Below are 20,679 nucleotides of genomic sequence, written 5' to 3'. Positions count from 1 at the left end.
CGCTGGCCTTGCCCGCCGGGTCGCCGGGCTTGGTCGCCGGGTCGCCGGGCCTGGTCGACGATTCGGCTGGCCTGCTCGCCGCCGAGGCGGGTGGCACCCCGCTGGCGTGGGCGATGCGCCGCATGGCTCGCGGTGCGCTGCTGGGCGCGCGGGGCAACTCCGGCGTGATCGTTTCGCAGATCCTGCGCGGCATGGCCGACAGCGTCGCCGCGTCGGCCGCCGTCCGCGGTGCCGAGCTGGCACGGGCGCTGCGCTCCGCCTCCGAGGCGGCCTACGCCGCCGTGGCCCGGCCGGTCGAGGGCACCGTGCTCTCCGTCGTGGCCGCCGCTGCCGAGGCCGCCGCCCGCATCAAGTCCGACGACCTGCTCGCCGTGGCCCGCGCCGCCGCCCGCGCCGCCTCCGAGGCGCTGGCCCGCACCCCACAGCAGCTCCCCGCCCTGGCCCGAGCCGGCGTGGTCGACGCCGGCGGCCGCGGCCTCTGCCTGCTGCTCGACGCCCTGGTCGAGGCCCTGACCCCAGCCGCCGCGGACCAGGCTGCCGCCGCGGATCAGGCTGCTGTCGCGGGCCAGGCTGCTGTCGCGGGCCAGCCTGCTGTCGCGGGTCAGGCTGCTGTCGCGGGTCAGGCTGCCGTCGCGGGTGAGGGCGCCGCTTCGGGTGAGGGCGCCGCTTCAGGCCAGGGCGCCACCCTCGGCCAGGCCGCCTCCTCCGGCCCGGCTGTTGCCGCCAACCCGGCCTTTGCTCGTGACCCAGCCGCTGCCTCCGATCCCGCCTCTGCCGTTCCCGCGGTCGATATCTCAGCGGTCGCGTCCGGGTCGGCCCCGACCCCTGCCTCCTCCTCAGCCGTCGCTTCCGGCCCAGGGGTCGCTTCGGGCCCATGGGTCGCTTCGGGCCCATGGGTCGCTTCGGGCCCAGGGGTCGCTTCGGGCCCAGGGGTCGCTTCGGGCCCAGCGGTCGCTTCCGGCCCAGCCCCTGCCCCTGGATCGCCACTACCCGCGGATTCGGCCGTTGCCGAGCCGGGCAACGAAGCGGTCCTCGGCCAGAGACGCTGGGGCGGTGGTGAGCCGGCTAAGGAGTCCTCTGCTGACGTCCGGACCCGCAGCGAAGCCGGCCTGCCCGCCGATTCAGGGCACGCCGTCGGCGCGGGCGGTTCCGGCTCTCCGGGCGACGTCGTCGATCTCGGCCGTCAGGGCGGCTCCAGTGGTGCGGGTTCCTTGAGCGGCATAGGCCATCCCGCGGGTTTGGGTGTTCCCAGCGCTTCCAGCCATCCCGCGGGTTCGGGTGTTCCGGGCGCTTCCAGCCGTCCCGGTGGCGGTGGGGTGGGTGGCGCCGATTCGGCTGGGCGTGATGTGGGGAGCGGCGGGCGCGAGGGTGCCTTCGGCTATGAGGTGCAATATCTGCTCGATGCCGCTCCGGGGGCCGTCGAGGTGTTGCGGCGGGTGCTGGACGCGCTCGGTGACTCGCTTGCCGTGGTGGGGAGCGGGGGCGAGGGCGTACAGACGTGGAACGTTCACGTGCATGTCGCCGCGTCGGGGATCGGGGCCGCGGTGGAGGCCGGGGTCGAGGCCGGGCGGCCGTACCGGATCGATGTCACGCCTCTTGACGATCGGGGGCGTGGGCCGCACGAGGCCGAGCGGCGGACGAGCAAGCGGGGCGCCGTCGTCGTGGCGGCGGGGGACGGGCTGACCTCGCTCTTCGAGGCCGAGGGGGCCACGGTGGTCGGGCGCAACCCGTCGACCGGCGAGATGCTGGAGGCCATCGTGGCGTCCGGCTGCCGCTGTGTGGTGCTGCTGCCCAACGATGCCAACACTCATGCCGTTGCCGTGTCCGCGGCGCGGGAGGCCGAGAAGGCGGGGGTGCGGGTCAGCGTCGTGCCCACGCGGTCGCCGGTGCAGGCGTTGGCGGCTCTCGCCGTACGAGATCTGGATCGGTCTTTTGACGACGATGTGATCGCGATGGCGGAGGCCGCCGGGGCGTGCCGTTATGGGGAGGTCTGCACCGCTCAGCGCGACTCGCTGACCGTTGCCGGGCCGTGCCGGGCCGGTGATCTGCTGGGGCTTGTCGACGGTGAGGTGCACGTGATCGGCGACGATCTCGCCGCGGTCAGTGTGCAGCTGGTCGACCGGCTGCTCGGCGGCGGTGGCGAGCTGGCCACCCTGGTGCTCGGCGCGGACGCCCCCGACGGCCTGGAAGGGACGCTGCGTGGCCACGTCGCGCGGGCCTGGCCCTTCGTCGAGCTGCAGAGCTACGCGGGCGGTCAGCCCCGGTACCACCTGCTGGTTGGAGTGGAATGAGCGACACCAAGACCACCACCGTCGACACCCCGCTGGTCAAGGTCCTGGGCGCCAAGACCGCCAAGGCCCTCGCCGACCACCTCGACCTGCACACCGCCGGCGACCTCGTCTATCACTTCCCGCGCCGCTACGACGAGCGCGGCGAGCACACCGACATGCACGGGCTCCAGATCGGCGAGCAGGTCACCCTCCTCGCCCAGGTGCAGGGCATCAGCGTCAAGCCGATGCGGCAGCGCCGCGGCAACATGCTCGAGGTCACCATCGGCGATGGTTCCGGGGCGACGCTGACCTGCACCTTCTTCAACCAGGCGTGGCGCGAGCGGGAGCTTCGGCGGGGCCGGTGGGGGCTGTTCGCCGGCAAGGTCACCGACTTCCGGGGCAAGCGCCAGCTCAACGGTCCCGCCTATCAGCTGCTCAGCGCCGACGCCACCCAGGACGAGGCGGCCGAGGAGATCGAGGAGTTCGCCGGCGCGCTGATCCCGGTCTATCCGGCCGCGCAGGCCGTGCCGACCTGGGTGATCGCGAAGTGTGTGCGGACCGTGCTCGACACGTTCCAGGCCCCCGACGATCCGCTGCCGCCGGCCGTGCGCGCCAACCGCAACCTGATCGGCATCGGCAGGGCGCTGCACGAGATCCACCGCCCGACCTCCAAGGAGTCGTTGCAGGTCGCGAAGTACAGGCTCAAATGGGACGAGGCGTTCGCGGTCCAGGTGACCCTGGCGCAGCGCCGCGCCCGCGCCACGGGCACACCGGGCCGGGCGCGCCCGCGCCGGGACGACGGCATCCTGGCCAAGTTCGACGCCGGTCTCCCGTACGAGCTGACGGAGGGCCAGCGCGCCGTCGGCGAGGAGATCGCCGCCGACCTCGCGAAGCCGCACCCGATGCACCGGCTCCTCCAGGGCGAGGTCGGCTCCGGCAAGACGCTGGTGTCCGTACGCGCGATGTTGCAGGTCGTCGACGCGGGTGGCCAGGCCGCCCTGCTGGCGCCGACCGAGGTGCTCGCCACCCAGCACTTCCGGGGCATCGGCGCCCAGCTCGGCGCGCTCGGCCGGGCCGGTGAGATCGACGGCGATCCGGCCGGCACCCAGCTCACCCTGGTCACCGGCTCGCTCGGCGCCGCCGCGAAACGCCAGGCGCTGGCCAAGATCGCGGACGGCACCGCCGGCATCGTCGTGGGCACCCACGCTCTGCTGTACGAGGGTGTCGACTTCCGCGATCTCGGGCTGGTGGTGGTCGACGAGCAGCACCGGTTCGGCGTCGAGCAGCGCGACGCGTTGCGGGCGAAGGCCGCGACCCCGCCGCACGTGCTGGTGATGACCGCGACGCCGATTCCGCGCACGGTCGCGATGACCGTCTACGGCGATCTGGAGACGTCGGTTTTGTCGCAGCTGCCGCGCGGCCGGTCGCCGATCGCGTCGCACGTGGTGCCGCCCGAGAAGCCGGCCTTCCTCGACCGGGCCTGGCGGCGGCTGCGCGAGGAGGTGCAGGCCGGCCATCAGGCGTACGTGGTGTGCCCGCGCATCGGCACCGCCGGCGCCGACGAGGAGGAGGAGCCGCCGGGCGACAACGAGCCGGCCCGGCGCCCGCCGCTGGCCGTCACCGAGGTCGCGCCGATCCTCGAGGAGGGCCCGCTGCACGGCCTGCGGATCGGCGTGCTGCACGGCAAGCTGCCGGCCGACGAGAAGGACGCCGTGATGCGCCGCTTCGCCGCGGGTGACCTCGACGTGCTGGTGGCCACCACGGTCATCGAGGTCGGCGTCGACGTGCCGAACGCGACGGTGATGGTCATCCTCGACGCGGACCGGTTCGGCGTCTCCCAGCTCCACCAGCTGCGCGGCCGGGTGGGCCGGGGCTCGGCGGCGGGCATCTGCCTGCTGGTCACCGAGTCGGTCGAGGGCACTGCCGCCCGCGAGCGCCTCGACGCGGTGGCGTCCACGACCGACGGCTTCAAGCTCTCCGAGATCGACCTGGAGCAGCGCCGCGAGGGCGACGTGCTCGGCGCCTCCCAGTCCGGCAAGCACTCCCACCTGCGCCTGCTGTCGCTCCTGCGCGACGCCAAGCTGATCACCGACGCCCGCGCCGAGGCCGCCGCACTGGTCGGCGACGACCCGGGCCTCGCAAAATACCCGGCGCTCGCCGCCTCGGTGGCCGCCCTGGTCGACGAGGAGCGGGCCGAATACCTGGAGAAGGGATGATCCTGCACATCGTGCCCCGAGCGGCGTGGGAGGCCGCCCAGGCGGCCGGCGTCTACGAGGGCGACACCCTGGCCACCCAGGGCTTCATCCACTGTTCCACCGAGCACCAGGTGCACCGCCCGGCGACGGCCCTCTTCCACGGCCGCGACGACCTCCTGCTGCTGGTGATCGACGAGGCGCGGCTCCCGGTCCCGCTCACGTGGGAGGAAGGCGACCCGCCCGATCCGGAGGGCCGGCCGTTCCCGCACCTCTACGCGGCCCTGCCACTCGACGCGGTGGCGGCGGTGAAGGAGTATCGCCCGCGCCCGGACGGAGCATTCGACCCGCCGGAGGGCCTGGCATAAGCAGGCCACCCGCGCGTGGATAGAACGTTCTGTCCAGTTAACGAACCGGTGCTGATCCGCGAATGACGGAAGGCGCGCAGGCCGAGCCGGCGCGCCTTTCGTGTTTCCGGGAACAGAAAGAGCGCGCCGACCGAAGTCGACGCGCTCTCTCTCAGGAGCAGTGCGCTTGCTGTCAGGCGGTGAACTTCACCTTGCGACGGCGAGCCATGTAGAACAGGACGCCACCGATGGCGAGCAGGACAGCCGCGCCACCCGCGATGCTGCCCGCGGCCGCACCGGTGACCGGGAGGCCGCCACCGCTGCCACCCTCCTCACAGTCGGCCGGCTTGGTGTAGTCGATCTGGGTGAAGTCGGAGTAGGTCTCACCGTCGATCGTGACGGCCAGCGTGACCTTGACCCAGAAGCCCTCGGTCGCGCTGAACTTCTCGGCCTTCTTCTCGCCCGGGGCGACGGTGATGTTGCGCTTCTCGCCCTTGCTGGTCTCGTAGCCGATCTGCCACTCGATGCCGTTTGCCGGGTTGTCGATGCCGATCGTGATGGTGTCGCAGTCCTCTTCGAGGATCGGCGTGAACTCGGCCGGCTCGGTGGTCGACGGGGTCGGAACCGGGAGGACCGGCGGCGTCGGGGTCGGCGTCGAGCTCGGCGAGGTCGGGGTGACCGGCGGGCCCGAGGTGGGCTCGGTCGTCGGCTCGGTGGTCGGCGGAGTGGTGGTGGGCTCCGTCGTCGGCTCGGTGGTCGGCGGAGTGGTGGTGGGCTCCGTCGTCGGCGCCGTGGTCGGCGGAGTGGTGGGCGGCGTCGTCGGCTGGGTGGTCGGCGGCGTCGTCGGCGTGGTGCACTTGTTCGGCTTGTAGACCTTCACGACCTTGGGCCGGTCCCAGTTGCTGTAGCCGTCCGTCCACTTCATGACGACGGTGAGCTCCACCCAGCGAACGCTGGTGCTGACGTCGGTCGTGGCGGTCAGCGCGGGGCCGTTCGTGCCGCGGCGGGGAGCCTTGGCCACAAAGGTGCCGACCTCGGCGCCGGTTACGGTGACGGGCGTACCGTTGGAGGACCTCTTGTCGAGGACCGTGATGTTCGCGTCCGCGGTGTAGTCGTTGGCGATCGACCAGTCGATGTGCCAGGTGTCCCCACCCTTGATGCACGAGGTTTCGCCGGAGAGGACCGGGGCGTGCGCGCTGGCCGGGGCGGCGAACACGGCAACACCGGTGAGACCGATGAGCGAGCCGGCCAGCACAGCGCCAGTGCGCCGAAGCTTGGTCTTAAGCAGGTTCACGCCTACTCCTGTTTAGGGGATCAACGGGGTGGGCGAGGAAGCAGCGAGCGGTCGCGCATTGAAGGCGACAGCCCTCGACGGCGCCTCCCCACGTCGTCGGCAAGCCGGGAAATGCGGCCTGCAACGAGCAGTGACCATAGCGACTTACGCCAATCTGGGAAATCCCTCAGGGACGCTTAAAGCTGCTGTTATGCAGTCGTGATCTTCCATCGACGGTACGGTAGCGTCCTGTTGCTTAGCGTGGCGATTTCCGTGACATTTCAGCCACTCAGTGGAGTTGACAGCTGGGGGGTGAAGTAGCTTCGAGTCGTGCTCATCGCTCACCCTTTAGAGGCCGCATGACGAGGATCATCGCCGGGGCGCACGGCGGCAGGCGGCTCTCCGCGCCGGCCGGCGCTCTGACCCGGCCCACATCGGACCGTGTGCGCGAGGCCTATTTCAGCGCCCTCGATTCGATGATCGATTTGTCCGGCGTCCGCTTCCTCGACCTCTATGCCGGGTCCGGCGCGGTCGGCCTGGAGGCCATCTCGCGGGGCGCGGCCCACGCGCTTCTCGTCGAGGCGGACGGACGGGCGGCCCGCACGATCCGCGACAACATCGTCGCTCTCCGGCTCGGTGGTTCCGCGCGCCTGGTCACCGGAAAGGTGGCCCAGGTGCTGGCTTCGCCACCGGAAGGGGGACCGTACGACGTGGTCTTCGCCGACCCGCCGTACGCGGTGACCGACCGCGAGATCACCGAGGTGCAGACGGCCCTCGTCGAGATGGGATGGCTGGCCGGCGACGCGGTGGTGACCATGGAGCGATCGAGTCGCGGCGCGTCGATGAATTGGGTCGACGGGATGACGGCCGATCGCAGCAGGCGTTACGGGGAGACCACTCTTTGGTACGGTCGCCGATCATGAGACGAGCGGTGTGTCCCGGCTCCTTCGACCCGGTCACCAACGGCCACCTCGACATCGTCGGGCGGGCCAGCCGGCTTTTCGACGAAGTGATCATCGGTGTGTTGATCAATCAGTCGAAAACCGGCCTCTTCACGATCGAAGAGCGCATCGAGATGCTGCGGGAGGCGACGGCGTCGTACTCGAACGTCCGGGTTGCCTCGTTTCATGGTCTGCTCGTCGATTTCTGCCGGGCGCAGGGCGCCGCGGTGGTTGTCAAGGGCCTGCGCGCGGTCAGCGATTTCGATTACGAGTTGCAGATGGCGCAGATGAACATTGGGCTCTCCGGCGTCGAAACCCTCTTCATGCCGACGAACCCGCTCTACTCTTTCCTGTCGTCGAGCCTCGTCAAGGACGTGGTCAAGTGGGGCGGCGACGCCTCGGCCTACGTCCCCGACTTCGTCGGCGAGCGACTGGTGACGCGCCTCAAGCAAAACTAGGCGCCCCGGCGTGCCGGTAACTCCTCCGGCGGTGGCGCACGCAGTACCGTGATCCCACCACGCCGAGTGGTGGGGAACCGAGGGAGTGAGGCAGTGGATCCGCTCGACCGCATCGACGAGATCATCGAACTCGTGCAGGAAGCGCGCTCCGTGCCCATGTCGCGGACGAACTTCATGTTCGACCGCGGCGAGATGATCGAGCATCTGGACGTGCTCCGCTCCGAGCTTCCCAGCGAGCTGCGCAAGGCGGCGGCGGTGCTCGAGGAGCGCGACCGGATCATCGAGGCCGGCCGGCGCGAGGCCGACCGCATCATCAGCGAGGGTGAGACGGAGCACGCCCGGCTCGTCTCGGTCAACGAGATCACGGTCTCGGCCGAGCACGAGGGTGCCCGGATCATCGCCGAGGCCCGCCAGGAGGCGCAGCGCCTGCGTGAGGAGGTCGACGACTACGTCGACACCGCGCTGGCCAACTTCGAGCAGTTCCTGACCCGCGCCCTGGCCTCGATAGAGCGTGGGCGTGACAAGATGCACGCGCTGCGCGAGATCGGCACCTTCCAAGGGGAAGACAGCGAGCGTCCCCTGCCGTTCTAAGCAGGGCAGGCCACGGACCTGCGCGGGGGGTCACCCCCGGATTCGACGGTACGGCGGCAGCTCAGGTAACCTTTTCTGTCGGCCTACCCAGGCTGAGGAACAACGATGCCCAAGACACCACAGAGTCACCTCGATCCCAGGCAGCCGCTCGTCGCCGACACGACGAAACTTCCGCGCCAGCCTGGGGCGACGCGTGCCCTCAAGCGGGTGATCCCGGCGCCCGAGAACCTCGGACTGGAGTTGATCTCGGTTCCCGAGGGGTCTGACGTCGAGCTCGACCTCGTGCTCACGTCCGTCTCCGAGGGGGTCTACGTCAGCGGCAACGCCCGCGGCTCGCTGGTCGGCGAGTGCGGACGCTGCCTCAACGAGATCAACGAGTCCTTCGAGGTCAAGATCGCGGAGCTGTTCGCCTACGAGGACAGCACCACGGAGGAGACCACCGACGAGGACGAGGTGGGCCGGATGCAGGGCGACCTGATCGACCTGGAGCCGGCTCTGCGGGACGCGGTGGTGCTGACCCTGCCGACGAACCCGCTCTGCCGGCCGGACTGCCCAGGGTTGTGCCCTGATTGCGGGGTGCATTTCGACGACCTTCCGGCTGATCACAGCCACGAGGAAGTCGATCCCCGCTGGGCCGCTTTGCGCAACCTAGCTGAGCAGGACGAGGCGGCAGAGCCGCACTTCAAGCAAGATTTGAAAACCGAGGAGAAGTAACCGTGGCCGTCCCCAAGCGCAAGATGTCGCGCAGCAACACCCGGTCCCGCCGGGCGAACTGGAAGGCGACCGCGGTCCAGACCGTGGCGTGCCCCCAGTGCAAGTCGCCGCACCTGCCGCACACCGCTTGCGGAGTCTGCGGCACCTACAACGGCCGTCAGGTCCTCGAGGTCTGAAGCCGCGCTTAGGTGACGCGCCCGATCGTCGGGCGGGTCGCACCTGCGCAACGGCGTTCTCCCGGTGCTTCGGTCTCCCCGCAGTCAGCTGCTGGGGAGCCGGGCACCGCGCGGATCGCCGTCGACCTCCTCGGCGGGGACCACGCTCCCGCCGTCGTGGTTGACGGCGCTCTGCGCGCCTGCCAGGCCGACCCGGCCCTTCACCTGTTGCTCGTCGGCCCGGCCGAAGCCGCCGACGAGATCATCTATGCCCTCGATCCGGCCGAGCACGGCCGGATCCTCCGGCTGCCCGTCGCGCCCGCGGACGGCGTGAAGGCGGACAGCTGGGTCGAGTCCGGCGTCCGCTCCGCCGTGCTGGCCGTGGCACAGGGCCAGGCCGACGCCGTGCTCTCCGCCGGCAACACCGGCGCCACCGTGACCTCGGCCGCCCTCGGGCTGGGCCGCCGTCCCGGGGTGCGCCGCCCTCCGCTCGCCGCCGTGCTTCCCACCGGCGCCGGGCGTCTCGTCCTGCTCGACGTGGGTTCGTCCGTCGACCCGGACGAGGAGACCATGGCCACCCACGCCCTCCTCGGCGCCGCCTACGCCGCCGTGGTGCACGGGGTCGCCGCGCCGCGCGTCGGCCTGCTCACCATCGGCACCGAGCGCGGCAAGGGCGACCGGCTGCGCCGTGCCCTCCCGCCCCTGCTGGCCGGCCTCGCCCTGCCCGCCGGCGCGCGCTACGTCGGCCTGGTGGAGGGCAACGACGTGGTCTCGGGCGCTGTCGCCGACGTCGTCGTGACCGACGGCTTCACCGGCAACGTCCTGCTCAAGGGCCTCGAGGCGGCCTACGCCGAGCTCGGCCCGCCGGACCCGGCCGCGGGCCCGCCGCCCCCGCGTGCCGCCCTGCTGCTCGGCGTCGACGGCACCGTCGTGGTCTGCCACGGCGCCGCGTCCGGCGCGGACGTCGCCGCCGGCATCGCCTTCGCCGCCCACCTGCACCGCCGTGCCGCCGTCGCGGCCATGGCCGATCTGATCGAAGCACAACGAGGTGTCTCAAGATGAGTGATAAGCGTCGCCGGCCGTCGACCCTGCCGCTGGAGGAGGCATTCGGCGTCCCGATCGAGCCGTCGCTGCTCGAACGCGCGCTCACCCACCGCTCGTACGCGTACGAGAACGGCGGCCTGCCGACCAACGAGCGCCTGGAGTTCCTCGGCGACTCGGTGCTCGGCGTCGTGATCACCTCGGCGCTCTTCCACAACCATCCCGACCTGCCCGAGGGCCAGCTGGCCAAGCTGCGCGCGAGCGTGGTCAACATGCACGCGCTGGCCGACGTGGCCCGTGGCCTCGGCCCCGAGGGGCTCGGCAAGCACCTGCTGCTGGGCAAGGGCGAGGAGACGACCGGCGGGCGGGACAAGGCGAGCATCCTGGCCGACACGCTCGAGGCGCTGCTCGGCGCGATCTACCTGGACCACGGGCTGGACGTCGCGGCCGAGGTGATCCACCGGCTCTTCGACCCGCTGATGGTGGAGTCGGCGAGCCGGGGCGCCGCGCTCGACTGGAAGACGAGCCTCCAGGAGCTGACCGCCGCGCTCGGCCTGGGCGTGCCCGACTACGTCATCGAGGACTCGGGCCCCGACCACGCCAAGACCTTCACCGCCTGGGTCGTGGTGGCCGGCGAGCGCTACGGCGGTTCCGAGGGCCGCAGCAAGAAGCAGGCCGAGCAGCGCGCCGCCGCGGCCGCCTGGCGCATCCTCACCGAGCGCACCGCCGAGCCGGACGGCGCGCTGCTCGACAAGGCCGAAGAGAAAGAGTGAGGCCATCGCGGCTCTGGGACGCCGCGGGTGCCTGGCGCGGCGTGGGCACGGCCCTCGGGATCTTCGCGCTGACCCGCGTGGCCCAGCTGGTCATCCTGGGCTGGCTCGACGCGGCGTCCGACGACCCGGTCGGCGTACGGCAGCGGCTCCTGGTCTGGGACGCCGGCTGGTTCCTGAAGGTCGCGGTCAACGGCTACCCGCACGGCTACACGTACGACCTGGCCGGTCGGATGCAGGGCAACGAGCTCGCGTTCTTCCCGGTCTACCCGACGCTGATCCGGGTCTTCGACGGGCTGGGGCTCTCGGCGTCCACGGCCGCGCTCGTCGTCAGCTGGGTGGCCTCGGTGGGCGCCGCGCTGGCGCTGCACCTGCTCGGGACGTCCCTCTACGGCAAGCGGGCGGGGTGGGCGCTGGTCGCGATCTGCTGCTCGGCGCCGGTCTCGATCGTCTTCTCCATGGCGTACTCGGAGGGCATCTTCCTGGCCTTCGTCGCCGGCATGCTGGTCGCCGCGCATCGCCAGGTGTGGTGGGCGGCCGGCCTGCTGGGCCTGCTGGCGGCGCTGACCCGCCCGACCGGCGCGGCGGCCGCGGTGGCGCTGGCGGTCGCGGCGCTGCTGGCCGTACGTGACGCGCGAGAGGAAGCGCGAGGCGAGACGGGAGGCGAGACGCGTCGCTGGGCGGCGAAGTCCTGGCAGCCCGTCCTGGCCGCGGTGGTCGCGCTGGCCGGGGTGCCGCTCTTCCTGGCCTGGGTGGGGTGGCGCGTCGGCGACCCGGCGGCCTGGTTCCGCATCCAGGCGGCGGGCTGGGGCACCTCGTTCGACTTCGGCTCCAGCACGGTCGACTTCCTGGCCACGACGCTGAGCACCGGCGACGGCTGGGTGCCGGTCAGCGTGGCGATCATCCTCATCGCCGCCGTGGCCGCGGCGTGGGTCGCGGTGGCCGGGAAGCCCTGGCCGCCGCTGGCCGTTTACGGATTGATCGCCATGGTGCTCGTCTACGGCCAGGCCGGTTTCTACCACTCGAAGCCGCGCCTGCTCGTCCCCGTACTGTTGACGCTGCTCCCCGCGGCGGTCGCCGCCTCCCGGGCCCGGCCCCGGGTGGCGATCCTGTCGATCACCGCGTGGGCGGCCTTCGGCCTCTGGTACGGCGCCTACCTCGTCGCCGTCTGGCCGTACACGCTCTAGACACTAAGGAGACCGCGGTGCCCGAGCTGCCCGAGGTCGAGACCGTCCGGCAGGGCCTGGCCAAGTGGGTCACCGGCCGGACGATCAAGACCGTCGAGGTGCACCATCCCCGCGCGATCCGTCGGCACCTGCCCGGCGACGCGCACTTCATCGCGCTGCTGACCGGCCGGACCATCGTGGACGTGTCCCGGCGCGGCAAGTACCTCTGGTTCCCGCTCGACTCCGGCGACGCGATCATCGGCCACCTCGGCATGAGCGGCCAGCTGCTGATGCAGCCCGCCGAGGCCGAGGACGAGAAGCACCTGCGGATCCGCTTCACCTTCACCGACGGCGGGCCCGAGCTGCGCTTCGTCGACCAGCGCACGTTCGGCGGGCTGTCGCTGTCGGAGGGCGGCGCCGAGCTGCCCGAGGAGATCGCGCACATCGCCCGCGACCCGATGGACCCGCTCTTCGACGACGAGGCGTTCGTGGCCCGGCTGCGCGCCAAGCACACCGAGATCAAGCGGGCGCTGCTCGACCAGACCCTGATCTCCGGCGTCGGCAACATCTACGCCGACGAGGCGCTGTGGCGGGCCCAGCTGCACGGCGCGCGGCCGACAGATCAACTGACCCGGCCGGCCGTACGCCGTCTGCTGGCGCACGTGCGTGACGTGCTCGGCGAGGCGATCGTGGCGGGCGGCACGAGCTTCGACGAGCTCTACGTCAACGTGAACGGCGAGAGCGGCTACTTCGACCGGTCGCTCAACGCGTACGGCCGCGAGGGCGAGCCGTGTCACCGCTGCGGCACACCCCTGCGCCGGGAGCAGTTCATGAACCGCTCGTCGTTCAGCTGTCCGCGCTGCCAGCCCCGCCCGCGTACGATCCGGCGCTGACGTACGGGCTGGCGTCGGTGGCCAGCCCGAAGCCGGCGCCCCGGCGGCCCATCAACCGGCGCGCCGCGGTGAGCAGCGCGGTCGGCACGCCGTGCACGATGTGCCCGTCGCCCGGGCGCACCCCGTCGCCGTCCCAGCTCTGATAGGCCTCCCACGGGCCCTCGAAGGTGCAGATCCGCACGCCGAGGTCGCGGTAGAGCGGATGCGTCGGCACGCCCGGGTTGAGCACGACCCGGTGCAGCCCGCGCCGGGCCGCCAGCCGCACGGTCAGCGCGACCGGGCCGACGCCGCCGGAGCCGGCCGGGGCGCGGTCGAGGAAGAGGCCCTCGGCGCCGTCCTCCCGCCAGGCGTCCACGTCGGCCAGCACGTCGGCGAGCGAGCGGCTGCCCCAGTCGAGGTCGATGCGGCCGAGCGACTGGTGCAGGGTGCGGCGCTCGCCGGGCACGTCCCGCACGATCCAGGTGTCGCCGTCGAGCGGCAGGTCGGGAGCCGGGTGGGCGTACGGGGGAAAGAGGGTCTTCACGGGGTTCTCCGTTCGTCGGCGGCGGTCGTGCGGTTCTCGTGCGTCGGCGGCGGGTCTACGGGGCCGTCCGCCGGTCGTCGGCGGCGGTCATGGCCACCGCGAGCAGCCCGGCCAGGTGGGTCGCGGCGAGCACCGCGACGGCGTCCGGCAGCGGACCGGCTGCGGGGAGCGGCAGCAGCGGGAGGGCGGCCGCGGCCACCGGGGGCGCCGCCGCCAGGGTCGCGGCGAGACCGGTGCGCCCGCGCGCGGCCAGCAGGAACGTCACGGCGAAGACGCCGCCGAGCAGGGTGCCGCCGGCCAGCCCGAGCACGTCCGCCTGGCTGGGCGCCTCCGGGGGCAGCCGATAGGCGGCGAGCGCCAGCGCGATGCCCACGGCGAGCGGCGGCAGCAGCCCGGCCAGCGTGATCAGGGTGACGCCGCGGACGTGCTTGCGGTAGGCGGCGCCGTCCGGCGAGGTGTCGAGCCCGGCGTCCACCTGGTCGGTGTGCCAGCCGATCAGCGCCTCGAGGATCGGCACCGCCAGCAGCAGCGGCAGCCAGAACGGCATGGTCGAACCGGACGGCCCGGCCTGCCAGAGCTGCCCCACGCAGATCGCCTGGGACGCGCCGATCAGCAGGAACGTGCTGCCGCGCCGCAGCTCCGGGCGGGTCAGCCGGGGGATCCGCCCGGGCACGCCGGGGATCACGACCGGGCGGAACGCGCGCACCGCGGCGACCACGATCGCGGCCGGCAGCAGCGTGCCGACCGGCAGCTCGGCGACCGACTCGCCGGCCGGCCCGGCCAGCGTGGCCGCGGCGAGCAGCCAGCACGGCACGCTCCACCCGACGATCGCCGCCTCGGAGCGGGTGACCAGCGCGGCCGTCACCGTCGCCAGGCTCGCCAGGCCGCCGAGGCCGATGACCAGGGCGAGCCCGCGGTCCGGCCCGACCAGGGCGGACGGTGTCACCCAGACCAGCGCGCACCACAGGGCGGCGACGGCGGCGAACCCGGCGCCCACCAGCCGGGTCGCGGCGGACGGGCCGGCGCGCCGGGCGACCGCCACGCCGGTGCTGGTGAGGGCCTGCGCCGCCGCCCAGCCGAGCAGCAGGGTGACGATCGGCACCGGCCAGGCGACCCGGCCGAGCGGCTCGCCGGCGGCCGTCGCGACGCTGAGCGGCCCCAGGTAGAGGCCGCAGCGCAGCAGGGCGGCCCGCAGGCAGGTGCGCCGGACCGGAGCGCGCCGGGACCGCGGCTCGGCGGGTGGGGCCGGCTCGGGCAGCAGGCTGATGGCGTGCCGGGGCGGCGCGGGGACCCGGTGCCGCCTCCTTCTCGGGGTGTGCGTGCGGGGACGGGCGGGGGTGATCGTCATCGTTCCTCCCGGACAAGCCAGCGAAGCGTGGCCGGCGGCTCGGAGCGCGGTGCCGGCACGGCGAGCGCCAGTTCGAAGGCGGGCGCCGGCGGGGGCGCCGCGAGGTCGGTGTAGAGGGCCCCGTAGACGCGGACCACCCGGTCGTTGGTGAAGTGGGTGAGCGCGCGCCGGCGGGCCGCGTCGCCGAGCTGCCGGCGGCGCGCCGGTGAGCGCAGCAGGTCGCTGATGGCGATCGCCAGCTCGGCCGGGTCGCCGGGCTGCACCAGCACCCCGGCGTCGCCCAGCGTCTCGGCGGCCGGCCCGACGTCGACGCCGACCACCGCGCGGCCCGACATCATGGCTTCGATCAACCGGTACGGCGGGTCGGCCGGCCCCGGCACGTGCGCCACCACGTGCCCCGCGGTGTAACGGTCGCGCGGGTCGGCGGGAAGCGGGTGCAGCCGCACGGCCCGGCCCAGCCGCATCCGCTCGATCTGCTCGGCGCAGTGGTCCTCGTGCGCGGCGGTCACCCCGACCAGGTGCAGCACGGTCCCGGGCACCGCCGCCGCCACCTGCTCGAACGCGGCGAGCAGGGGGGTGAGCCCGCTGTCCGGCCCGCCGCTGCCCGCCCACACCACGGCCGGATCGGTGTCGAGCTCGGCCGCGCCCGGATATTCCGACGGGTCCACCCCGGCCGGCACCTGCACCAGCTTGGCCGCCTGGGCGCCGTGCCGCAGCGCCCAGCTGTGGTGATAGGCGCTGAGCGGCGCGATCAGGCCGGCCTCGGCATAGCCGGTGCGGGCCACGGACCCGCGGAAGCGGCGCAGGATCGTGCGAACGGCGGGGGAGAGGCGCTCCTCGTGCGGCTTGTGCCGGGCGACCGGGGTGCGCGCCTCGGTGAGCAGCAGTGGCGTGCCGGCGCGCCACCGCCCGGCCAGCGCGGTGAGCAGCGGCGTCGTGCCACCCACGCAGTGCACCAGGTCGGACTCCGGCAGCTCGACGGCGAGCGCGCCGAGCGCGTGCCGCAGCAGCGTGGCCGCCGTGCGGGCGTCGCGCATGGTCAGCCGCGGCGCGGACGGGTCGGCTCCGGAGCGCCACGCGTCGAGCAGGGCGTCGGCCAGCGGCAGCGCACCGAGGGCGGCCGGGCGCTCCGCGGCCAGCTCGGCGAGCCGGCGCAGGCCGCCGGCGAAGGCCCGGCCGGCGTGATCCGGGCGGTCCGCCTCGTCCGGCCCGTCCGCCCGCTCGACCAGGCCCTCGCAGAGCAGCGTGGCGGCGGCGCGGCCGGGATCGTCGGCGTCGCCGCGGCGGCGTTCCGGCCGGGCCGAGTCGCGCCCGACGGCGACGGCGTGCGCCGAGCGCACGTTGAGGGGCAGCGGGTACGCGGGAGCGGACGGCGGCTCGCGGTCCGTGACGGTGAGCAACTCGAAGCGGAACCGGCGCAGCCCCTCGACAAGGGTGCGGCACCAACCGCTGAGCGCGTCCCGCCGGTACGGGTACCCGCCGCCGGTGAGCAGGCAGATTCGCTCTCGCGACGGGGTCGGATTCACGATGGGGGCAACGACGGACCGCCGCTCGGCGCGGAAGCGTGTCGGGTAGGTGACACAATTGGACGGTTTTCATCCGATTTGCCTACCAATATGGCATCTTATGTCCGGATTCGCGTTTGCCGGACCGTTTTGGATCTTTACTAGGGTCGGCACGCGCGCGCGTAACGGCCGCGACGCCACAAAAGCCCAGGTGAAGCCGTCAAGGTGGCAAGATTCACTCTCGGTCCGCGCCGGGGGCGGGTCGCACGGCTTGACGGGAGTTGGGTATCGGCGGACTATGGAGAAGTCGCCAGTCGCGCCCACTCATGCCTGTTTCGGAACGGACAGCTCCGGCCAGACGTGAGAGATCTGCACCTTAAGAAACACATCCGAGGGTGCATAGGTCTGTGCTCATGCGTGCCCTTGAGCATAGATGCCGCGGTGCACTGGGCGCGCGTAGCGCCGGCCTTTCCGGCAACGCTTTCACAAAGAAGAAGCACAGCTTCTCAAGGAGTCACCATGGCGAAGGCCCTCTTCGGCCACGTAGGTGCGGCGCCCGATCGGCGCCTGCTCGACGAGGTCACCCGACTGCGTTCCAGGGTGCAGGCCCTGGAGTTCGAGGTCACCCGCCTCCGGGCGGAAAACGATCGTCTCGCGGCCGCCGCCGCGGAAGCGGACGATTTCGCGCGGCTGACCGAGCCCGCACTGACCTGAGCTCCACCGGCCGTCGCGACCCGGCGGCCCTGACCCTTCGACGCACCCCCCTTGCAAAACCGCGCGCCTCCACCCCGTGGCGGCGCGCATCTTTTTGCCCGATTTCCGGGGCGCGGGGTGTTGCGGGTACGGCCACCGGCACATGCTGCGGGTAGCCTGCACCAAACGTAGGTACCGCTGACCCCCGGGAAATCCGTGCACCTCAAGAGCCTCACGGTCAAGGGCTTCAAGTCCTTCGCCTCCGCGACGACACTGCGGCTGGAGCCGGGCATCACCTGTGTGGTGGGCCCCAACGGCTCCGGCAAGTCCAACGTCGTCGACGCCATCGCCTGGGTGCTGGGCGAGCAGGGCGCCAAGGCACTGCGCGGCGGCAAGATGGAGGACGTCATCTTCGCCGGCACGGCGGGCCGCGCGCCGCTCGGCCGCGCCGAGGTGACCCTGACGATCGACAACAACGACGGCGCCCTGCCGATCGAGTACACCGAGGTGTCGATCACCCGCCGGATGTTCCGGGACGGCGCCAGCGAGTACGAGATCAACGGCAACGCCTGCCGCCTGCTCGACATCCAGGAGCTGCTCAGCGACTCCGGCATCGGCCGCGAGATGCACATCATCGTCGGGCAGGGCCGGCTCGACGCGATGCTGCACGCCAAGCCCGAGGACCGCCGCGCCTTCATCGAGGAGGCCGCCGGCGTCCTCAAACACCGCAAGCGCAAAGAGAAGGCGATCCGCAAGCTCGACGCGATGCAGGTCAACCTCAACCGGCTGACCGACCTCACGGCCGAGCTGCGCCGCCAGCTCAAGCCGCTCGGCAAGCAGGCGGAGGTGGCCCGCCGCGCCGCCGGCATCCAGGCCGACCTGCGCGACGCCCGGCTGCGGCTGCTCGCCGACGACCTGCACACGCTGCGCACCACGCTCGACAAGGAGATCGCCGACGAGTCGGCGATGCGCGAGCGCCGCCAGCAGGTCGAGGCCGAGAATCGCGAGATCCAGCGCCTGCTGGCCGACCTCGAGCTGGCGCACGCCGAGGACGCGCCGCTGCTGCAGGCCGCCCAGGACACGTGGTACAAGCTGTCCGCGCTCCAGGAGCGCTTCCGCTCCACCGAGCAGCTCGCCACCGAGCGCCTGCGCCACCTCGCCGCCACCCCCGACGAGGAGCGCCAGGGCCGCGACCCCGACCAGCTCGTCGCCGAGTCGGAGCGGGTGCGCGAGCAGGAGGAGGAGCTGCGCGAGGCGCTCACCGACGACCAGATGCGCCTGGCCGAGGCGATCGAGCAGCGGCAGGACCTCGAACGGCAGCTCGCCGCCGCCGAGGGCGCGCTCCGCTCGGCCGCCAAGGCGATCGCCGACCGTCGCGAGGGCCTGGCCAAGCTGGTCGGCAACGTGAACGCGGCGCGCGCCCGTACCGAAGGCGCCACCGACGAGATCGAACGGCTCGCCGCGGCGCACACCGACGCGATGATGCGCGCCGAGGCGGCGCAGGCCGAGGTCGACCTGGTCGCCGCGGAGTCGTCGGACGCCGACCGGGACAACGTCGAGCTCGACGCGCGCCACGCCGAGGCCGTCGCCGAGCACGATCGCGCGAACGCCGTCGTCAAGGAGCTCTCCGACGCCGAGCGCGCCGCCGAGAAGGACGCCGCGAGCTGGAAGGCCCGCGAGGAGGCGCTCGCCCTCGGTCTCCAGCGCAAGGACGGCGCCGGCGCCCTGCTCGCCAAGGGCGCCGAGGTGCCCGGCCTGCTCGGCAGCCTCGCCTCGATGCTCACCGTCCGGCCGGGACACGAGGCCGCCCTCGCCGCCGCGCTGGGCACGCTCGCCGACGCGGTCGCGCTCTCCGGAGTGGACGAGGCGATCGAGGCCATGCGTACGCTCAAGATCGCCGACGCCGGCCGGGCCGCGCTCGTGGTCGCCTCGCCCGCCGCGCCGGGCATGCAGGGGTCGCTCGACGCGCTGCGGCCCGCGCTGCCGGACGGCGCGGTCTGGGCGCCCGACGCGATCGACTGTCCCGAGACGGTGCGGCCCGCGCTCAACCGGGCGTTGCGCGACGTCGTCCTGGTGAACGACCTGCCCGCGGCCGCCGCGCTGATCGCCGGCAACGCGGAGCTGCGCGCGGTCACCCCCGACGGCGACGTGCTCGGCGCCTACGCCGCGGCCGGCGGCTCCGGCAAGGCCTCCAGCTACATCGAGGTGCAGGCGGCCGTCGACGAGGCGAAGGCCCGCCGGGCCGAGGCCGAGGCGTCGATCGGCGAGCTGAAGGCGCAGCTCGCCGAGGCGCGCGCCGAGGTCGCCCGGCGCAAGGAGGCGGTGAACGTCGCCGCGGCCGAGAAGCGCGCCGCCGAGGGCGAGCGCAACGCCGCCGCCCGCCGCCTCGCCGAGCTGGGCGCCGCCGCCCGCTCCGCCAAGGCCGAGACCGACCGGCTCGGCGCCTCGCTGCAGAAGGCGCAGGCCGCCCGCGACGCCGACCTGGTGCGCGTGGCCGAGCTCGAGGAGCGGCTGCGGCTCGCCGAGGCCACCCCGATCGACGAGGAACCCTCCACCGACGAGCGTGACCGGCTCGCCGCGCTGGTCCCCCAGTCCCGGCAGAACGAGATGGAGGTGCGCCTCGCGGTGCGCACCGCCGAGGAGCGGGTCGCCTCCATCGCCGGCCGCGCCGACTCGCTGCTGCGCCAGGCCAACGCCGAGCGGCAGGCCCGCGAGCGAGCCGCCGCCCGCCGCGCGGCCCGTGCCCGGGGCGCCGAGATCGCCCGGGCCGTGGCGCTCGGCGCGGCGGCCGCGCTGGCTCGCGTCTCGGTCTCGCTCGCCGCGGCCATCGAGGTGCGCGACGAGCTGGCCCAGGCCCGCACGGCCCGCGAGGCGGAGCTCCAGGAAGTGCGCGCGAGCGCGAAGCGCCTGGTCGCCGAGCTGGAACGGCTCACCAACGAGGTGCACCGCGACGAGGTGGCCCGCGCCGAGCAGCGCATGCGCATCGAACAGCTCGAGGCGAAGGCGGCCGAGGACTTCTCCCTCGACGTCGACACGCTGATCACCGAGTACGGTCCCGAGCAGCTGGTGCCGCCGACACAGGCCGAGGTGGCGCAGGCCGAGAAGGACGGCAAACCCGCACCGGAGCCCGTGCCGTTCCATCGCCCCACCCAGGAGAAGCGGGCGAACAAGGCCGAGCGCGACCTGGCCCTGCTCGGCAAGGTCAACCCGCTGGCGCTGGAGGAGTTCGCCGCTCTGGAGGAGCGCTTCAAGTTCCTCTCCGACCAGCTCGAAGACCTCAAGGCCACGCGCAAGGACCTGCTCACCGTGGTCAAGGACGTCGACGACCGCATCCTCGAGGTCTTCACGTCGGCCTTCGAGGACACGGCCCGCGAGTTCCAGACCGTCTTCCAGGTGCTGTTCCCCGGCGGTGAGGGCCGGCTGGTGCTCACCGATCCCGAGGACATGCTGACCACCGGCGTCGAGGTCGAGGCCCGCCCGCCCGGCAAGAAGATCAAGCGCCTGTCGCTGCTCTCCGGTGGGGAGCGCTCGCTGACCGCGGTGGCGATGCTCTGCGCGATCTTCCGGGCCCGCCCCTCGCCCTTCTACATCATGGACGAGGTCGAGGCGGCCCTGGACGACGTCAACCTGGGCCGGTTGATTACCCTCTTCCAACAGCTGCGTGAAAAGAGCCAGCTGCTCATCATCACGCACCAGAAACGCACGATGGAGGTCGCGGACGCCCTCTACGGCGTCACGATGCGCTCCGGCGTCACCCAGGTGATCAGCCAGCGCCTCAACCGCGAACCGGAGGACTGAG

The 20,679-nt window shown here is 72.7% G+C and carries 18 protein-coding genes; 14 read left to right on the top strand and 4 right to left on the bottom strand.

Annotated elements, in window-relative coordinates; translation table 11 throughout:
- From Ade02nite_RS50900 to Ade02nite_RS03955, 3 genes are all read left to right on the top strand, one after another.
- A partial coding sequence (locus tag Ade02nite_RS50900) for a DAK2 domain-containing protein (RefSeq protein WP_239168504.1) occupies nt 1-2,291 on the top strand: 2,291 nt, incomplete at its 5' end.
- Complete coding sequence (recG, locus tag Ade02nite_RS03960; RefSeq protein ID WP_203760109.1) at nt 2,288-4,486, top strand: ATP-dependent DNA helicase RecG; 2,199 nt, start codon at nt 2,288-2,290, stop codon at nt 4,484-4,486. The genes Ade02nite_RS50900 and recG, both read left to right, overlap by 4 nt.
- On the top strand, nt 4,483-4,830 hold the full coding sequence (locus Ade02nite_RS03955; RefSeq protein ID WP_203760108.1) for a DUF952 domain-containing protein: 348 nt from the start codon (nt 4,483-4,485) through the stop codon (nt 4,828-4,830). The genes recG and Ade02nite_RS03955 overlap by 4 nt, the downstream gene beginning before the upstream one ends.
- Before the next feature lie 172 nt (nt 4,831-5,002).
- Here the strand turns inward: Ade02nite_RS03955 and Ade02nite_RS03950 are convergent, their stop codons facing one another.
- Entirely contained in the window at nt 5,003-6,103 is a 1,101-nt protein-coding gene (locus tag Ade02nite_RS03950; protein WP_203760107.1) for a hypothetical protein, read from the bottom strand.
- A 338-nt stretch (nt 6,104-6,441) separates the two neighbouring features.
- Between Ade02nite_RS03950 and rsmD the strand changes: the two genes are divergently transcribed.
- From rsmD to mutM, 9 genes are all read left to right on the top strand, one after another.
- Nucleotides 6,442-7,005 carry a 16S rRNA (guanine(966)-N(2))-methyltransferase RsmD gene (gene rsmD / locus Ade02nite_RS03945; RefSeq protein ID WP_203760106.1) on the top strand — a complete coding sequence of 188 codons (564 nt, stop codon included), beginning with the start codon at nt 6,442-6,444 and terminating at the stop codon, nt 7,003-7,005.
- The gene (gene coaD / locus Ade02nite_RS03940) at nt 7,002-7,481 is read left to right on the top strand and encodes a pantetheine-phosphate adenylyltransferase (RefSeq protein ID WP_203760105.1); all 480 of its coding nucleotides are present in this window, start codon (nt 7,002-7,004) and stop codon (nt 7,479-7,481) included. Before rsmD ends, coaD begins: the two co-directional genes overlap by 4 nt.
- A 93-nt stretch (nt 7,482-7,574) precedes the next feature.
- Nucleotides 7,575-8,072, top strand: coding sequence for an SPFH domain-containing protein (locus Ade02nite_RS03935; RefSeq protein WP_203760104.1), 498 nt, complete (start codon nt 7,575-7,577; stop codon nt 8,070-8,072).
- A 105-nt stretch (nt 8,073-8,177) separates the two neighbouring features.
- Nucleotides 8,178-8,786, top strand: coding sequence for a YceD family protein (locus Ade02nite_RS03930; protein WP_203760103.1), 609 nt, complete (start codon nt 8,178-8,180; stop codon nt 8,784-8,786).
- A gap of 2 nt (nt 8,787-8,788) precedes the next feature.
- On the top strand, nt 8,789-8,962 hold the full coding sequence (gene rpmF / locus Ade02nite_RS03925) for a 50S ribosomal protein L32 (RefSeq protein WP_097318372.1): 174 nt from the start codon (nt 8,789-8,791) through the stop codon (nt 8,960-8,962).
- A gap of 114 nt (nt 8,963-9,076) precedes the next feature.
- Nucleotides 9,077-10,003, top strand: coding sequence for a phosphate acyltransferase PlsX (locus tag Ade02nite_RS03920; protein WP_239168505.1), 927 nt, complete (start codon nt 9,077-9,079; stop codon nt 10,001-10,003).
- Nucleotides 10,000-10,755, top strand: coding sequence for a ribonuclease III (gene rnc, locus Ade02nite_RS03915; protein WP_203760101.1), 756 nt, complete (start codon nt 10,000-10,002; stop codon nt 10,753-10,755). The genes Ade02nite_RS03920 and rnc overlap by 4 nt, the downstream gene beginning before the upstream one ends.
- Complete coding sequence (locus Ade02nite_RS03910; protein ID WP_203760100.1) at nt 10,752-11,939, top strand: putative hexosyltransferase; 1,188 nt, start codon at nt 10,752-10,754, stop codon at nt 11,937-11,939. The genes rnc and Ade02nite_RS03910 overlap by 4 nt, the downstream gene beginning before the upstream one ends.
- A gap of 17 nt (nt 11,940-11,956) precedes the next feature.
- Entirely contained in the window at nt 11,957-12,811 is an 855-nt protein-coding gene (mutM, locus tag Ade02nite_RS03905; protein WP_203760099.1) for a bifunctional DNA-formamidopyrimidine glycosylase/DNA-(apurinic or apyrimidinic site) lyase, read from the top strand.
- Here the strand turns inward: mutM and Ade02nite_RS03900 are convergent.
- Genes Ade02nite_RS03900 through Ade02nite_RS03890 form a run of 3 tightly spaced genes read right to left on the bottom strand, consistent with a single transcriptional unit; the run spans nt 12,765 to nt 16,208 of the window.
- On the bottom strand, nt 12,765-13,334 hold the full coding sequence (locus Ade02nite_RS03900) for a spherulation-specific family 4 protein (protein WP_203760098.1): 570 nt from the start codon (nt 13,332-13,334) through the stop codon (nt 12,765-12,767). The genes mutM and Ade02nite_RS03900 overlap by 47 nt on opposite strands.
- A gap of 55 nt (nt 13,335-13,389) precedes the next feature.
- Entirely contained in the window at nt 13,390-14,682 is a 1,293-nt protein-coding gene (locus Ade02nite_RS03895) for a hypothetical protein (RefSeq protein ID WP_239168503.1), read from the bottom strand.
- Entirely contained in the window at nt 14,679-16,208 is a 1,530-nt protein-coding gene (locus tag Ade02nite_RS03890; RefSeq protein ID WP_203760097.1) for a DUF3492 domain-containing protein, read from the bottom strand. The genes Ade02nite_RS03895 and Ade02nite_RS03890 overlap by 4 nt, the downstream gene beginning before the upstream one ends.
- 498 nt (nt 16,209-16,706) lie before the next feature.
- Between Ade02nite_RS03890 and Ade02nite_RS03885 the strand changes: the two genes are divergently transcribed.
- Entirely contained in the window at nt 16,707-16,901 is a 195-nt protein-coding gene (locus tag Ade02nite_RS03885) for a hypothetical protein (protein ID WP_127497323.1), read from the top strand.
- A gap of 195 nt (nt 16,902-17,096) precedes the next feature.
- The gene (smc, locus tag Ade02nite_RS03880) at nt 17,097-20,678 is read left to right on the top strand and encodes a chromosome segregation protein SMC (RefSeq protein WP_203760096.1); all 3,582 of its coding nucleotides are present in this window, start codon (nt 17,097-17,099) and stop codon (nt 20,676-20,678) included.
- The last annotated feature ends 1 nt before the right edge of the window (nt 20,679 follow it).

The sequence above is a fragment of the Paractinoplanes deccanensis genome (genome assembly GCF_016862115.1).
GTDB lineage: Bacteria > Actinomycetota > Actinomycetes > Mycobacteriales > Micromonosporaceae > Actinoplanes > Actinoplanes deccanensis.
This window is presented reverse-complemented; position numbering and strand designations above follow the sequence as displayed.

What these genes read in the sequence shown, in the direction of transcription:
- recG (WP_203760109.1), top strand. Translation starts at nt 2,288, where the DNA reads ATGAGCGACACCAAGACCACCACCGTCGACACCCCGCTGGTCAAGGTC.
- Ade02nite_RS03955 (WP_203760108.1), top strand. Translation starts at nt 4,483, where the DNA reads ATGATCCTGCACATCGTGCCCCGAGCGGCGTGGGAGGCCGCCCAGGCG.
- rsmD (WP_203760106.1), top strand. Translation starts at nt 6,442, where the DNA reads ATGACGAGGATCATCGCCGGGGCGCACGGCGGCAGGCGGCTCTCCGCG.
- coaD (WP_203760105.1), top strand. Translation starts at nt 7,002, where the DNA reads ATGAGACGAGCGGTGTGTCCCGGCTCCTTCGACCCGGTCACCAACGGC.
- Ade02nite_RS03930 (WP_203760103.1), top strand. Translation starts at nt 8,178, where the DNA reads ATGCCCAAGACACCACAGAGTCACCTCGATCCCAGGCAGCCGCTCGTC.
- rnc (WP_203760101.1), top strand. Translation starts at nt 10,000, where the DNA reads ATGAGTGATAAGCGTCGCCGGCCGTCGACCCTGCCGCTGGAGGAGGCA.
- Ade02nite_RS03895 (WP_239168503.1), bottom strand. Translation starts at nt 14,682, where the DNA reads ATGACGATCACCCCCGCCCGTCCCCGCACGCACACCCCGAGAAGGAGG.
- Ade02nite_RS03885 (WP_127497323.1), top strand. Translation starts at nt 16,707, where the DNA reads ATGGCGAAGGCCCTCTTCGGCCACGTAGGTGCGGCGCCCGATCGGCGC.